This is a genomic window from Nocardia callitridis, assembly GCF_039543305.1.
Classification (GTDB): domain Bacteria; phylum Actinomycetota; class Actinomycetes; order Mycobacteriales; family Mycobacteriaceae; genus Nocardia; species Nocardia callitridis.
The window spans coordinates 360,357-375,662 of the sequence record NZ_BAABJM010000003.1 but is presented as its reverse complement, the minus strand read 5'-3'; the positions used below and the strand labels follow the sequence as shown (position 1 = coordinate 375,662).

The following is a 15,306-nucleotide window of genomic DNA, read 5'->3' as shown; positions in this document are numbered from 1 at the left end:
CGGTGTAATCTGTCAAATTTAAGCACTAGCTTGGCGTGAGTGCTGTACTCAGTGTTTCAGTTATTCGGCGAACCTCATCGCACGCTGATGTCAAGTCAGCGGGGGCCGGAAACACACTCAGGTCAATGGTGAAAGTTCCGTCCGGTGACTCGGTCGACGCGGCGCATGAGTTAGGGACTCGTGGTGTTCGGTAGGTCACGGCGTCGTGGCCTCCGATCGGATCGGAGTGGAGGACGACGAAATCTGGCGTGGCACGATAGTGGTCCAGATTCAGGTCGCTCGAGGTAACTGACAGACCGGACGCGGAGTACTGGCCGTTTTCAGAGGCTTCACGCCAGAACTGGCACCCAATCGTGGTGAATGTTCCGGTATCGCCTTCGGCTACGCTTCTTTCACGGCTGCCGGGGTCGAACCCAACTCGGGTCACCAGGTCGTCACCCACGCCGACACATGGATCGAACTGAACCTGCTTGGCGCGAGTCTGTACCGGCGCTGGCGGGAGGCTCACTTGCACGGAAGAGGTGCTCCCGCCCGGACTCCCGGTCGAGGCCGTCGCCGCCGCTTCCTCCGCTGCGCGATCACCGCCGCAAGCGACCAGTGTCGTCATACCTACCGCTAGGCAACCAGCGGCGAAACTTCTCTTCATCATGGGATCCTGGATCGTGGAGGTTCCACCGTGGTTGGCGGGACGAGACGGTCACTGGTCATCAATGATCATTGCAGACGGTGGAAAGTCGACCATGCGATGCACCAGGAGTCGCCCGCGCTTGGCTCCCTGCACTCTCGAGTGAAACCAGCAGAACTCAGTACCGCTGCGGTTCTCCGGCTCCCCGGAAAGCAGGCGATCCCAGAGATGAAATCATATCGCTGCAGGGTATTCGCCGAGGACGCCTCATCCGCCGCCAAACAACTACTCCACGTTGGTACGGGAGTTGAGCACTCCGGCCCGAGAACCTCACGGCCGCAATGTAACCACTCGTCCGCACTTGCTTGCTCGGGCATCGGCGTCCTTCGTTTCCCGATCCGGCGGTGGTCATAGGCATTCGGCGTGCAGCTTGCCGTGTTCGCAGCGACGTGGACCACGCCGGGACCTGATCACGGGAGGCGGCCCTGACGAGTGGTTCAAGTGCAGCGGCGTCGTTGGTGTTGGCGGCGGATACCGTCACCGACAGCGGCAGCCTGGCCAGGTCGGTCAGCGTGTGGATCTTCGACCCCCGTCTTATCTCGCTACCCACGACCGTAGAGCTCATCGAGCCCGACGAGCACCACGTCCGCGCTCTCGTCGGCTCGACGGCGAAGCGCGTCGGTGAACCCGGTGGCGCTGAAACAAGCCAGGCGGCACGCTGAGACGTCACGACCGGTGCCCGCCAACACTTCTCGTGCTCTGACGAGGCGATCCAGGTGGTTGGCACCCATCGTCACGCCCCACTTCGCTTCGCCGAGCAGCGATACCGCCGCTTTACGTCCGCCGTCGCCCGCCTGCGTGACGGCCACGTCGATTTTAATTCGGGTGCGCGCGACGGAATCGGTGACCACACCGCTGCCGACTACGCCGAATGCTGCGTCGGAGCCCAGTGTGTCGATGCCATCGCCGAACATGTACTCGCGGCAGATCGTTTCGAAGTGTGGCCCGGCGACCTGTGCCGCGAACCGCTCCTTGCACCGTGCCCACACCTGCTGCGCCTGACCACTCTCCAAGCGCGTCCAAGCCGGACGCATCACGGCTTCGTAGAAGGTGATCAATGGTTCGGTGATGCGATATATCGACTTCCCCGCCCGAAACGCGTCCTGTTCGCGGGTCAACAGACGACAGTCCTCGAGCACATTCAGCGGATGCGAAATATCTACCGCCTTTCGACCGATGTAGTTCGCGATCCCACCACGAGTGTTGTTGCCTTGCGCGACGGCTGCCAGCACGGAGTGATACAGCGCGGTGTCGCGGATGTCGGCCTCCTCCGCCAGCAGGTAGCGCGCTTCGCGAAACAGTGGATTCAGTGGCGAGAGCACCGTGCGGCACAACCACGGGTCGAAGTCGTCGAGCGTGGCGGGCACGTCGCGGCGAGAAACTGCCGCCGGTAGGCCGGGGTTCCACCGAGGACGGTATGCAGCCGTAGCGCCAACGCCGGGTCGGCCGCTACTTCCCAGAACCGCGCAGCCTCACGATATCCGAAGGGTTGGACGACCAATTCCAGCTGCGCGCGTCCGCGCAACGGCGCGTTACTGGTGAGCAGACCACCCATCACCGACATCGCTGATCCGCACAGCAGCATGCGTATGTTGTTGGGCTCGGTCTGGTACCGGTCGACTTCGCGTTGCATGACCGACGCCAACTCGGGCGCCGCCTTCACGAGGTAGGGAAACTCGTCGATTACCACCAGCATCGGGTTGTCCGCACGCGTGCCGAGACCGAACAGGTAGGCCATCGCGTGATCCCAGTTGTCGAACGAGATCGGCACCTCGGCACCGGTGAACTCGGCGATCGCGGCGCCGAACTGCCGTAGCGACTCCGTGCTGGTGGCACTCCTAAGAAGTGTGGTCCTAACCCTTCGAGAGCACGTTGGCAAAGCGGCGAACCGGTCGCGATTTCAGCAGCCTGACCTGTGGCGACGGATAGGACACCGTGCGGTTATCCCACCACCGGAATCCGGCGGCACGATGACCGATCAACTCGGACCGAGATCAAGCCGTCAAGCAGCCCGGCCCCAACAACGCCTTCAAATCACCCATCAGCGCCGAGGACTGCGATACCCGGTAACTGTCGGCGAGCTTCAAGATGGTGGTCTTGTCCCGCGCGCCCACGTGTCGCACGTGCACATCCGAGGTGCCAGGGTGCCGCGCGAGCACGCGTTTGAACTCGCCGATCTTGTCGGGCGTGCACATGCGGGTGGACAAAGTGACCGCCAATGGTTTGGCGACGCCGATCGAGGAGAGGTCGGGGACGGCGAGGTCGTTGGCGATCAACGAGATTCGGTCGTCGCGCACCGAGACGCGTGCCTTGACCAGGACCACCGCGTCCTCCACCACGTCCATGCCATACACCGAGTAGGACTGTGGGAAGAACAGCACCTCGATCCCGCCGGACAGGTCTTCCAATTGTGCCGAGGCCCAGGCCAATCCGTTCTTGTTGATCCTGCGGTTCACCGAGGCGAGGATGCCGCCGAGGGTGACCTGCGCGCCGTCCTTGACGTCACCTTCGAGAATCGACGGGATCTGGGTGTCGGCCTGCGCGGCGAGCACGTGTTCGACGCCGTTGAGTGGGTGTCCCGTCACATACAGCCCGAGCATTTCGCGCTCGAGGGCCAGCTTGTGCTTGGACTCCCACTCCTCGTCGGGCACCTTCACGTTGAACACCGAGGCCACCGACTCGTCGGCGTCCTCGCCACCGAACAGATCGAACTGGCCGATCGCCTCGGCCTTCTTCGTCGACATCACCGCGTCGATCGCGTCCGAATGCACCAGCAGCAAACCCTTACGCGGGTGCCCGAGCGAGTCGAAACCGCCCGCCTTGATCAAGGATTCGGTGACCTTCTTGGTGCAGGCCACGGCGTCGATCTTGTTCAGGTAGTCGGAGAAATCGGTGAACTTCGACTTCTCCTTGCGCGCGGCGATGATCGAACTCACCACGTTCGCTCCGACATTGCGGACCGCGCCGAGACCGAAGCGGATGTCCTTGCCCACCGAGGCGAAGTTCAGCTCGGATTCGTTCACATCCGGTGCCAGCACGGTGATCCCGAGTCGGCGGCAATCCGACAGATACACCGCGGCCTTGTCCTTGTCGTCACCGACGGAGGTGAGCAGACCCGCCATGTACTCGCCGGGGTAGTTCGCCTTGAGGTAGGCGGTCCAGAACGACACCAGCCCGTATCCGGCGGCGTGCGACTTGTTGAACGCGTACCCGGCGAACGGAAGGATGGTGTCCCACAGCGCCTTGATCGCCGCCTTGGAATACCCGTTGTCCTGCATGCCCTTTTCGAAGCCCTCGAATTCGGCCTCGAGCACCTCGGCCTTCTTCTTACCCATGGCGCGGCGCAGAATATCGGCTCGACCGAGCGAATACCCGGCCACCTTCTGCGCGATCTGCATGATCTGTTCCTGGTACACGATCAAACCGAAGGTGTCGCCGAGGATTTCCTTCAGCGGCTCCTCCAGTTCGGGGTGGATCGGCGTGACGTCCTGGCGCCCGTTCTTGCGATCGGCGTAGTCGTTGTGCGCGTTCATGCCCATCGGGCCAGGCCGGTACAGCGCGAGCACCGCGACGATGTCCTCGAAGCCGGTGGGTTGCATGCGGCGCAGCAGATCGCGCATCGCGCCACCGTCGAGCTGGAAGACCCCGAGCGTGTCACCGCGCGCGAGCAATTCGTAGGTCGCGGTGTCCTCCAGCGACAGATTCTCCAGATCCAGCTGGATACCGCGGTTGGACTCGATGTTCTCCAGGGCGTCACCGATCACGGTGAGGTTGCGCAGGCCGAGGAAGTCCATCTTCAACAGGCCGATGGCCTCACACGAGGGATAGTCCCAGCCGGTGATGACGGCGCCGTCCTGCGCACGCTTCCACAGCGGAATCGCGTCCATCAACGGTTCCGAGGACATGATCACCGCGCAGGCGTGCACGCCGGCGTTACGGATCAGGCCCTCCAGGCCGCGGGCGGTCTCGTAGATCTTGTTGACATCCGGGTTGGTGTTGATCAGTTCCCGGACCTCGGTGGCCTCCTTGTACCGCTCGTGGTCGGGATCCATGATCCCCGACAGCGGAATGTCCTTGGCCATGATCGGCGGCGGTAGCGCCTTGGAGATCTGGTCGGCGATCGCGAAACCCGGCTGACCGAACTGCACGCGCGCCGAATCCTTCAGCGCCGCTTTGGTCTTAATGGTGCCGAAGGTGATCACCTGCGCGACCTTGTCGCTACCCCACTTGTCGGTGGCGTAGCGCACCATCTCACCGCGACGGCGATCATCGAAGTCGATATCGATATCGGGCATCGACACGCGTTCCGGATTGAGGAAGCGCTCGAACAGCAGACCGTGCGGGATCGGGTCCAGGTTGGTGATGCCCATGGCGAAGGCCACCAGCGAACCCGCCGCCGAACCACGGCCGGGACCCACTCGGATCCCGACTTCCTTGGCGTGATTGATCAGGTCGCCGACGACGAGGAAGTACGCGGGGAAACCCATCTGAATGATGACGTTCAGCTCGAAATCGGCCCGGTCGAGGTACTCCTGACCGACACCGTCCGGGAACCGTCGCTCCAGCCCGACCATGACCTCGCGCCGCAACCAGCTGGACTGGTCCTCACCCTCGGGAACCGGGAAGATCGGCATCCGGTCGCGGTGGGTCCACACCTCGTCGTAGGACTGCACCCGCTCACCGATGAGGACGGTGTTGTCGCAGGCGCCGGGGACCTCCGACTCCCAGAGCGCACGCATCTCCTCGGCGGACTTCAGGTAGTAGCCGCTGCCGCCGAACTTGAACCGGTTCGGATCCGAGAGCGTCTTACCGGTCTGGATGCACAGCAGCGCTTCGTGATTGGTCGAGTCCGACTCGTGCACGTAGTGGCAGTCGTTGGTGGCCAGCGGCGGAATATCCAGCTTGCGCCCGATCTCGAGCAAGCCCTCACGCACGCGCGTCTCGATGGACAGTCCGTGGTCCATCAGCTCCAGAAAGAAGTTTTCCTTGCCGAAGATCTCCTGCCACTTCGCGGCCGCCTCCAGCGCCTCGCGGTCGTGGCCGAGGCGCAGCCTGGTCTGTACTTCACCGGAGGGGCAGCCGGTGGTGGCGATGATGCCCGCGGCGTGCTGGGCGATGATCTCTTCGTCCATGCGCGCCCACTTGCCGAGTTGGCCCTCGATCGAGGCCAGCGACGACAGCTTGAACAGGTTACGCAGGCCGGTCGCGTTCTCGGCGACCATCGTCATGTGGGTGTAGGCACCACTGCCGGAGACGTCGTCGCCCTTCTGGCTACGGTCACCCCAGAGCACACGTTTGGTGTCGAAGCGCGACGCGGGCGCGATGTAGGCCTCGATGCCGATGATCGGCTTCACCCCGGCCTTCTTGGCGGAGTTGTAGAACTCCGAGGCGCCGTACATGTTGCCGTGGTCGGTCATGCCCACCGCGCTCATGCCGAGGCGTTTGGCCTCCGCGAACAGCGGGGAGATCTTGGCCGCACCATCGAGCATCGAGTACTCGGTGTGGTTGTGCAGATGAACGAAAGATCCGGACGCAGCTGACACGCCACGAGATTATGCCCGCCCACCGACAGGTTGCGGTCAGCACACACCGGGTCGTGGCGGAAACCGCTTGTGGTAGGCGAATTGTCCCCGCGTGTCGGCGCCGATGCGGCGTCGGCGTGTCGGGTGAGACGGGCGGCCGGGCGGTAGCGGCGAGTTAACGGTTTTGCCGATCTCGGGGATAGCAGAAGAGTAACCTCCGCGCTCGTCCACCGACCGGTAGCAACCGAATACCGTTCGACCACTTCCCCTCCCATGGAGATGATGATGATTTCGAAGAAGGCTCTGCTGGCGATCCCCTCGATACCCGCACTCGCGGCGCTGGCCGTGTTCACCGCGGCCGGACCCGCCAACGCCGAGGAAGGCAACGGCGGAAAATTCGCCACCAGCTACGCAGTCGCGAACGGGCCGTGTGTCGGCACGGTCGACACCTACGTCGGCGGCAACTTTTACCCCGGAATGGCGGGCTTCACCGTCGCCACCCAGCTCTATGGCATCGGCCCATGCACGCTGCCGATCACCTTGAACTGGCGCAACCTCGACACCGGCGAAACCGGCTCGGTCGCCAAGGAGGCGCGCGGACCGGGTTACTGGGGTTCCGACGGCCGTGGCGCACTTTTCTCGCCCGGCCTCGGCCGATTCAGCGCCACCATCACCATCGGCGGCGCGCACCTGCCCGATCCGGGCACGGTCGAGTTCTCGGTGAAGAAGTACGAGGGCTGACCGAAAGACCCCAGCGGCGCGGGTCAGCGAGCTTCGGGTCCCTGAAGTTCGCGCACCTGCGCCGCGGTCAGGTCGGTGAGTACGCCGGGGTCCACCGATTCGGGCGCGGTCACCGATACTTGCGCCAGGGTGCTGCCCACCTGCACGAGCGCGACCGAGGACTCGAGCGTCAAGCCGTCGCTGGTGGTGCGCACCTGAAACGCTGCCGAGGCGTCACCGGCGGGCGGCTGCGCGAGTCCACCGACTCGATAATCGATCCCGGCCTGGGAGGAATCGGTGCTCGAATAGCGCGCACACCGCCGCAGCACCTCCTGCACCCCGGTGAATGCCTGCGCCGCAACGTCGTTCGCGAAGCTCGCCGCGTCGATGTCGATACTGGCGAAATTCGGTCCCTCGTATTGCGCCGAGGACTGGGTCAGCGCGCCCGCATGTTGCGTCCCCACGGGCGTCAGCACGGCCGCGCACTCGGCGGGATCGGTCGGCGCCTCCCCCGCGGCCGCGCCCGTACCCTGCTGACCATCGTTTCGTGGCGGCAGCGCGGTGAAATTCGGCGGCAGCACATCGGGCCCGAGCAGCAACGCGTCGAGGCGGCCACGATCGGTGATCGGCGCGCCCGTCACCGGTGCGGCGGCGACCACAGGACCCAGCGGTGGCAGCTCCGGCTGTTCGGCGGGCGGCTGCCCGGAATCCGACCCGCCACACCCCGCGACGAGCAGGGTCGAGGCGAGCGCGAGCAACGCGACGGCCGAACCGATCGCCGACCGCGCCGCCGTCGACCTGCGGGTCGCGCGATTCGGCGACCGATTCGACCGCACGGTCGAGCGGCGTCGCCGGGCGTCGGTAGATTTCGCGCCGTCCTGCGGCGATCCCCCGATCGATCGGCTCGAACCGGCACAAGCGCCACGGCGGGGCGTCATTCGGTCCACGACACCTGCGTTTCGATGGTCTGCTGCAACACACTCGCACTGTGCGGGTCGCGGTAGCTCTGATGCCCGCCGACCGTGATCGACCCCGAAACCGGCAGCGGCAGTCCGAGATCGACGGTGATGGTGCCGTTGCCGTCCATGCTGTAATCCTGAATGTCCAGTGTTCCCGCGTTGTTCGGCAGATCCCAGGTCGACGACTTCGGCGTCTGGCGCACCTTCAACTCGATGGTGAGCCGGTCACCTTCGCGCTTGGTGAGCGTCGCGGTGGTCACCTGATCCAAGGCGACACCGCCGCTGACATCCTGACGCACCGTCCAGGTCGCACCCTCGCCCACCGGTTCGTCCGGGAACGCGATCGAACGATAAACGGCCTGATAGAACGCTTGCTCCAGCGCCGAACGCGCCGTGTTCGAGGTGTCGGGGTGCGGTTCCATCCGCAGCGCGGTGATGGCGCCGAGATCGCCGAGGTCGAAGCCCGCGTGCGAGCCGCCGACACCGGTGAGCGCCTCGGCCAGTACCGGGTCCGGTGTCGTGACCGAACCGAGTGTGAGATCGATGCTGTCGGAACGGGTTTGCGCGGTCATCGGGATGGTCAGCGACGGCGTCGAGAAATCATGGCCCGGCTGATCGTTGATCTGCTGCTCGATGTGATGGGAGGTCTGCAGGGTCACCTGCTGCGCCGTCCCCGGCGTGTACATCGGCCGCAGCGGCGATCGCGGCTCGTCGCCGGGCGAAACCATCGTCGTCGTCACCGCCGGGATCGGCACGGTGACTTCCTTGTCCACGCCGAGCGGTTCCGCGCTCTCACTGTCGGTCCGCGATCCGCGACCGTCGCCGCAGCCGACGCTGAACGCGGAAAGACCCACCGCGAGCACCATGACCAGCACACCCGAGCGCGCGGCCCTCGGGAGGTAGGGGGAAGACAACACCGTCACGAGCAACAGGGTACGACCGCTTCCTGAGTATCAGCTTGGACATCCTCGCCCGCCGCCACGACCACCCGAGGCGCATCCACCGCAACCGGCGACCGAGCGGAGCCGAGCACAGCGACCTGGGACGCTCTTGCGATGATGGTGCACGTGAGTGACGACGAGTCTTATCAGGAGGACCCAGCGAACACGGCAGAGTCGGCGAAGTCCACGGGAGCCACCGACCCGCAGGACACGGAGGCAGCGGGGTCGGCAGCCACCGCTGAATCGGCAGGTACTACTGGGTCGGCAGCCACCGCTGCGCGGACAAGCACCACCCCGTCGGCAAGCACCGCTGAATCGACAAGCGCCGCCACGCCGGCAGACACCGCTGAGGCGACAGGTGCCACTGAGCTGACAGCCACCACCAAGTCGGCAGCCACCACTGAGCCGACAGGTACCACCGAACCGGCGGGCAACACCAAGTCGACCAGCACCACCGACTCAACACCTACCGCTGAGCCCACAGGTACGACCACGTCAACAGATACAGCCGCGACCGGCGCGTCGACGAGCGTCCCCGATACCCCCCGTCCCCGGCAACGGCTGCTGACGCTGTTGTCCATCGCCGCCGTCTTGTTCGGCCTCGATCTACTCACCAAAGCCCTCGTGGTCGCCCACCTGCGGCCCGGCCACCCCGTCTACCTCATCGGCGATGTCGTGCGGCTGTCGCTGATTCGCAATGCCGGAGCCGCGTTCTCCATGGCCACCGGGATGACGTGGCTGCTCACCCTGGTCGCGCTCGCCGTGGTGATCGGCGTGATCCGCATCGGTCGCACGCTGCGGTCGCTGTGGTGGGCGATCGGGCTCGGCCTGGTACTGGGCGGCGCGCTCGGCAACCTCACCGATCGACTGTTCCGCGCGCCGGGCCCACTGCAAGGACACGTGGTCGACTTCGTCGCCGTCGGCTGGTGGCCGGTGTTCAACGTGGCCGACTCCGCGATCGTGTGCGGCGCGATCGCGCTCGTCGCGCTCACGGTCTTCGGTTTCGAACCGAACGGCACGCGCACCCGGCGCGACGATCTGGACACCGACGCGACAACGCCCGAGAAGACCGATAATGAAGGGAGTGCGGCATGAGAGAGACACGCACCATGCCCGTTCCCGACGGCCTGGACGGCATGCGCGTCGACGCGGGCCTTTCCCGTCTGCTCGGCCTGTCGAGGACCGCGGTCGCCACACTCGCCGAGGAAGGCTCCGTACAACTCGACGGCACCGCGGCGGGCAAGTCCGACCGGCTGATCGCGGGCGCATGGTTGGAAGTGGTGTTTCCGGAACCCAAGCGCGAGTTGACGATCGAGGCCGAACCGGTGGAGGGCATGAAGATCCTCTACGCCGACGACGACATCGTCGCGGTGGACAAGCCGGTCGGTGTCGCGGCACATACCGGGGTCGGCTGGTCGGGTCCCACGGTGATCGGGGGACTCGCGGCAGCCGGATATCGCATTTCCACCTCGGGCGCGCACGAACGTCAGGGCATTGTGCATCGTCTCGACGTCGGAACCTCCGGTGTCATGGTGGTCGCGCAGTCCGAGCACGCTTACACGGTGCTCAAGCGCGCGTTCAAGCAACGCACCATCGACAAGCGGTATCACGCACTCGTGCAAGGACATCCGGACCCCAGCAGCGGCACGATCGACGCGCCCATCGGCCGCGCGCGCGGCAACGACTGGAAGTTCGCGGTCACCGCGGACGGTCGACCCAGCGTCACGCATTACGACACGATCGAGGCGTTCCAGTCGGCGAGCCTGCTGGATGTGCACCTGGAAACCGGTCGGACACACCAGATCCGGGTGCATTTCTCCGCGATCCGCCACCCTTGTTGCGGTGACCTCACCTACGGCAGCGACCCGCGGCTGGCGGCACGCCTCGGCCTGCAACGACAGTGGCTACACGCGCGATCGCTCGGTTTCCAGCATCCCGCCGACGGCAGGTATCTGGAGATCACCAGCGAATACCCCGACGACCTGAAGCACGCGTTGGACGTTCTGAGTGATGCCTGAGCGAACGCTGTCGTGGCGCGGCCTCGCTGTCGGCGCGGTCGCGCTCGTGGTGCTCGCGCTGCTCGTGGCCGCCGCCCTGCGCGCGCCGTATCGCGCGCAGGTGGCAACCGACCAACTCGGTCCCGATCGCACGGAGCCGGTCGCGGATTATCTCGCGCGGTCGAATGATTCGCTCATCGGCACCGACGACGAGCAGCATTGGGCACTGGTGTCGTTCACCGAAGCGCTGGCACCGCAGCAGATTCCGGAATACGGCGCGGGGACACGGATCGCGCAGGTGCTGCATCGTGTCTCGATCCCCCGCGTGCAGACGCCGCTGGTGACGGTGTCCGTGCCCGAGGGGGCCGCGGCGGCGGTGGCTTCGGCGGCCGATGCGGCCTGGTTACTGCCTCGACCCGTCGACGATCGCGCCGCCGCCATCCTCGACGTATCGGCCGCACGGCTGCGCGCCGGTTGCGAGTGCACCGTCGGGCTCGTGGTCAGGGCGCCGCTGCCGCAGTTGCGAAATGTGGCCGCACGGTATGGGGTTCGCGCGGTGCAAGCCCTGCCCGCCGACGCTGCGGCGGGTTACTTCGGCGTGGTTCCCCTGCTCCCTGAGTATGTTGACGTTGTGCGCCCGGGCCCCGACGACGGCGATGTACCGCCCGCGTAACGGACAGCTCGAACCCGCCCTGCCGCGTCGCGGTGCGTGGGCCGCCACTATCCCGGAAGCGCCTGCTGCCCAGTCGGATTCGTTGGCACCATCGAGCCGCCGGGAGTGCGCACGCCACGAGTCGCGAAATGCGCAGACGGACAAGACTTTTCCTATGCCCCACCAGTTGTCCGCAGGCCCCGAGGCTGTCACCTGCCCTGGCCGCTCGGGTTTCACGTCGCCGTAGGGTCATCGAACGCGGTGGTGACCCGGGCCCCCTCCCCGCTCTTCACCGCGAACACACTCGCGGCCGCTGGTCGCCACGCACGAACAAAGAATCAGCCCGCACCGACCCGCCGAGGGGTGTCGAACATCTACGGCGAACGACGCGGCAGGTCGGCGTGGATGCGGGAAATCATCCGGTACCACGTCGACACATGTCGAACACCGGCGGCGAAAACGGCAGCTCAGTCCGGCAGCGTCACCACGCCGTCGAGGTAACGCCGACACCGACCGACAAGCAACACGTGTCCGTCGGCGAGTTCGCACCGCAGGCTGCCGCCACGCCGAGACAGTTGACGCGCGGTGAAGCGGTGCTTGTCGAGCATCCCGCTCCACAGCGGCACGAGTTGCGCGTGCGCCGAACCGGTGACCGGATCCTCGGCGATGCCATACCCCGGCGCGAAAAAGCGTGACACGAAATCGGTTTCGGTGCCGGGCGCGGTGATGACGGCCCCGCGACGCAACGTAGGAAAGGAGTCGAAGCTCGGCGTGGCCTCGCGCACCTCGCGTTCGCTGCCGAGCACGATCACCTCGTCGGCACCACTGAAGGCGCGCACCGGCGTGACGCCCAGCGCGGCCACCAGTGCCACATCCGCGGTCACCTCGACCGACTCCTGCACCGGCAGGTCGAGCACGAACTCGTCGTCGTCGGTGCGATCGACGTGCACCCAGCCGCTGCGGGTGTAGAAGCTCACCCGATCGGCGCCGGGATGGAGGTCTTCGAGGATCTGCGCCGCGGCCGCCATGGTGGCGTGCCCGCACAGATCCACCTCGTGCACCGGCGTGAACCAGCGCAGCGCGAAGGCGGGCCAGTCGCCGGGCGCCGCACCCGCTTCGGGTGGCAATCGCGAAGTGTAGAACGCGGTTTCGGCGAGGTTGTTCTCCTCGGCGAGTTGTTGCAGCAGCGTATCGGGCAACCAGTCCGACAGCGGCATCACCGCGGCCGGGTTGCCGGAAAACGGTGCGTCGGCGAACGCGTCGATCTGGTGCAGCAAGACCTCCATGACTGAAAAGGTACTCCCACCCCGAATGCCCCTTCGCACAAGGCATCTCGCGGCGCGCCGAGACGAGCGTCCAGTTTGGTCACCGCCGAGGGACTAGGCGAGGAGACTAGGCGGGAGGCAACAGCCCACGGCGCTGCCCACTCATTGCCGACCCGACCCACCAGGCGATTTCGACGAGCACGATGCCCACCAGACCGCAGACCACCGCCGCACCTGTCAGTCCCCAATCCGAGGGGTCGAGCTTGAAGAACGCTCGAGTGAACGGCACCGTGAACAGCAGCAGATACGCCAGCACCGACACCGCGATCAGCAGCACCTTCCACCACACGTACGGCCGCGCCACGATGGCGAGTACCCACACCGCGATCATGATCAGCGTGATCAGCGCGGTGGTACCCGCGCGCACCGTCTCCTGCTCGGTGGCGTTCGCGCCCTGGTAGGCGATCAGATACGAGACGAAGGTCGCGATGCCGATCACCACACCCGACGGGATGGCAAGGCGCATGACCCGAGGCACGAACCCGGAGCGCGCACGCTCGTTGTTGGGCGCGAGCGAGAGGATGAACGCCGGAATGCCGATGGTGAACCAGGCGGCAATGGTGACGTGTCTCGGCAGGAACGGATAACCGATCGGGTCGTAGTGGAAGATCTGCGATCCCACCCCCGCGAGACCGACCAGGAAGGCCAGCAGCACCGAATACACGGTCTTGGTGAGGAACAGATTCGAGACCCGCTCGATATTGCCGATCACCCTGCGACCCTCCCCTACCACGTAGGGCAGGGTCGCGAACTTGTTGTCCAGCAACACGATCTGTGCCACCGCGCGCGTCGCGGGACTGCCGGCACCCATCGCGACGCCGATGTCGGCGTCCTTGAGCGCGAGCACATCGTTCACGCCGTCACCGGTCATCGCCACGGTGTGTCCGCGCGACTGCAACGCACCCACCATGGCGCGTTTCTGCTCGGGCCGTACCCGACCGAAAGTGGTGCGTTCCTCCAGCACATCGGCGAGTTCGTCACGGTCGGAAGGCAATTGGCGGGCATCGACGGCCGCGTCGCCACCGGAAAGGCGAAGCGACCCTGCGACAGCACCCACGGACACCGCATTGTCGCCGGAGATCACCTTGATCGAAACATCCTGCTCGGCAAAGTATTCGAGCGTCTCGGCGGCATCGGCACGCACCTTCTGCTCCAGCACCACCAGTGCGGCGGGGGTCACCGCACCCGGCGCGTCTTTCGCGTCGACCGCACGGTCGCTGCGGGCCAACAACAGCACGCGCAGTCCGGAGGAACCGAGTTCCTCGGCCTGGCGCGCGTGCTCGGACGCCGAATCCAGCAGCACGTCCGGCGCACCGAGCAACCAGTCGCCGTGTGCGCCGTAGGAGCCGCCGCTCCACTTCTTGGCCGAGGAGAACGGCGCGACCGCGGTCTGCTGCCAACCCGGCGTCTGCGGCAATGCTTCCGCGATCGCCAACACGCTCGCATTCGGTCGCGGATCGTCGGCAGCCAGGGCGGCCAGTGCCTTTCGGACCTCGTCGGCGTCTATTCCGTCGGCCTGGTCGACCGTCTTGACCTCCGCGAGCCGCATACCGTTCTCGGTGAGCGTGCCCGTCTTGTCGGCACACACCACATCGACCCTGGCCAGTCCCTCGATCGCGGGCAGCTCCTGCACCAGACACTGACGCCGACCCAATCGCACCACACCGACCGCGAACGCCACCGAGGTCATCAGCACTAAACCCTCCGGCACCATCGGCACCAGGGCGGCGACCATGCCGGTGAGCGCGGGCTGCCAGGACTCCCTGCTGGAGAACAACTGGTTGTAGATGCTCAACAACCCGGCAGGGATCAGCAGGTAGGTGATCACCTTCAGAATCGTGTCGATTCCGCTGCGCAGCTCCGACTTCACCAGGGTGAACTTGCTCGCCTCGTCGGCCAGCTTCGCCGCGTAGGCATCCTTACCGACCTTCGTCGCGCGATAAGCACCCGACCCCGACACCACGTAGCTGCCCGACATCACCTGATCGCCCACCTGTTTGGCGATCGGGTCGGCCTCACCGGTGAGCAACGATTCGTCGATCTCCAACAGCGCCGACTCCGCGACCTCGCCGTCGACCACGATCTGATCGCCGGGCCCGAGCTCGATCACGTCGTCGAGCACGACCTCGTTCGGCGGGATCTGCGCCGAACCGCCTTCGCGACGCACCGTCGGCCTGGCCTGGCTCACGATCGCCAACTGGTCCAGCGTGCGCTTGGCCCTGATCTCCTGGATGATGCCGATCCCACTGTTGGCGATGATCAGCAGGCCGAACATCCCGTCGATGATCGAACCGGTCGCCAATACCAGAATGAACAGCACGCCGAGAATCGCGTTGATCCTGGTGAATACGTTCGCGCGGACGATGTCGCGCACCGATCGGCTCGCCCGATCCGGCACGTCGTTGGTCTGACCGTCGCGGCGGCGTTGCTCGACCTGCGCCGTCGTCAGTCCTGCGGCGCTGGCGGCCTGCACAGTGATCGACATGGTCGCAAGATTACGTGAGG

12 protein-coding genes are annotated in these 15,306 nt (G+C 65.7%); 4 read left to right on the top strand and 8 right to left on the bottom strand.

Features of this window, described 5'->3' with window-relative positions:
- Window positions 1–25: 25 nt before the first annotated feature.
- The 4 genes from ABEA50_RS31010 to dnaE all read right to left on the bottom strand — a co-directional run bounded on the left by ABEA50_RS31010 (window position 26) and on the right by dnaE (window position 6,228).
- On the bottom strand, window positions 26–607 hold the full coding sequence (locus tag ABEA50_RS31010; RefSeq protein WP_425577664.1) for a DUF3558 domain-containing protein: 582 nt from the start codon (window positions 605–607) through the stop codon (window positions 26–28).
- Between the two features lie 620 nt (window positions 608–1,227).
- A complete protein-coding gene (locus ABEA50_RS19360) occupies window positions 1,228–2,052 on the bottom strand; it encodes an AAA family ATPase (protein ID WP_345496955.1) in 825 nt (274 codons plus the stop codon).
- Window positions 1,992–2,456: an AAA family ATPase gene (locus ABEA50_RS19355; protein ID WP_345496954.1), complete on the bottom strand. Its 465-nt coding sequence runs from the start codon at window positions 2,454–2,456 to the stop codon at window positions 1,992–1,994. Before ABEA50_RS19355 ends, ABEA50_RS19360 begins: the two co-directional genes overlap by 61 nt.
- Window positions 2,457–2,679: 223 nt before the next feature.
- Complete coding sequence (gene dnaE / locus ABEA50_RS19350) at window positions 2,680–6,228, bottom strand: DNA polymerase III subunit alpha (protein WP_345496953.1); 3,549 nt, start codon at window positions 6,226–6,228, stop codon at window positions 2,680–2,682.
- 264 nt (window positions 6,229–6,492) lie between these two features.
- Here dnaE and ABEA50_RS19345 point away from each other — a divergent pair, with 264 nt between their 5' ends.
- Window positions 6,493–6,948 carry a hypothetical protein gene (locus ABEA50_RS19345; protein ID WP_345496952.1) on the top strand — a complete coding sequence of 152 codons (456 nt, stop codon included), beginning with the start codon at window positions 6,493–6,495 and terminating at the stop codon, window positions 6,946–6,948.
- A 23-nt stretch (window positions 6,949–6,971) separates the two neighbouring features.
- Here ABEA50_RS19345 and ABEA50_RS19340 read toward each other — a convergent pair whose 3' ends face one another.
- Window positions 6,972–7,763 carry a hypothetical protein gene (locus ABEA50_RS19340; RefSeq protein WP_345496951.1) on the bottom strand — a complete coding sequence of 264 codons (792 nt, stop codon included), beginning with the start codon at window positions 7,761–7,763 and terminating at the stop codon, window positions 6,972–6,974.
- Between the two features lie 98 nt (window positions 7,764–7,861).
- Window positions 7,862–8,752, bottom strand: coding sequence for a hypothetical protein (locus tag ABEA50_RS19335; protein ID WP_345497156.1), 891 nt, complete (start codon window positions 8,750–8,752; stop codon window positions 7,862–7,864).
- A 444-nt stretch (window positions 8,753–9,196) separates the two neighbouring features.
- On the opposite strand from ABEA50_RS19335, the gene lspA reads away from it, so the two are divergent.
- From lspA to ABEA50_RS19320, 3 genes are read left to right on the top strand one after another with little or no spacing between them, the layout of a single operon-like run.
- Window positions 9,197–9,922, top strand: coding sequence for a signal peptidase II (gene lspA / locus ABEA50_RS19330; RefSeq protein WP_425577676.1), 726 nt, complete (start codon window positions 9,197–9,199; stop codon window positions 9,920–9,922).
- On the top strand, window positions 9,919–10,845 hold the full coding sequence (locus ABEA50_RS19325; protein ID WP_345496950.1) for an RluA family pseudouridine synthase: 927 nt from the start codon (window positions 9,919–9,921) through the stop codon (window positions 10,843–10,845). The genes lspA and ABEA50_RS19325 overlap by 4 nt, the downstream gene beginning before the upstream one ends.
- Window positions 10,838–11,497 carry a hypothetical protein gene (locus tag ABEA50_RS19320; protein WP_345496949.1) on the top strand — a complete coding sequence of 220 codons (660 nt, stop codon included), beginning with the start codon at window positions 10,838–10,840 and terminating at the stop codon, window positions 11,495–11,497. Before ABEA50_RS19325 ends, ABEA50_RS19320 begins: the two co-directional genes overlap by 8 nt.
- A 446-nt stretch (window positions 11,498–11,943) precedes the next feature.
- Here ABEA50_RS19320 and ABEA50_RS19315 read toward each other — a convergent pair whose 3' ends face one another.
- Window positions 11,944–12,762: a PhzF family phenazine biosynthesis protein gene (locus tag ABEA50_RS19315; RefSeq protein ID WP_345496948.1), complete on the bottom strand. Its 819-nt coding sequence runs from the start codon at window positions 12,760–12,762 to the stop codon at window positions 11,944–11,946.
- 106 nt (window positions 12,763–12,868) lie between these two features.
- Window positions 12,869–15,286, bottom strand: a complete 2,418-nt coding sequence (locus ABEA50_RS19310; protein ID WP_345496947.1) for an HAD-IC family P-type ATPase — start codon at window positions 15,284–15,286, stop codon at window positions 12,869–12,871.
- Window positions 15,287–15,306 lie beyond the last annotated feature (20 nt).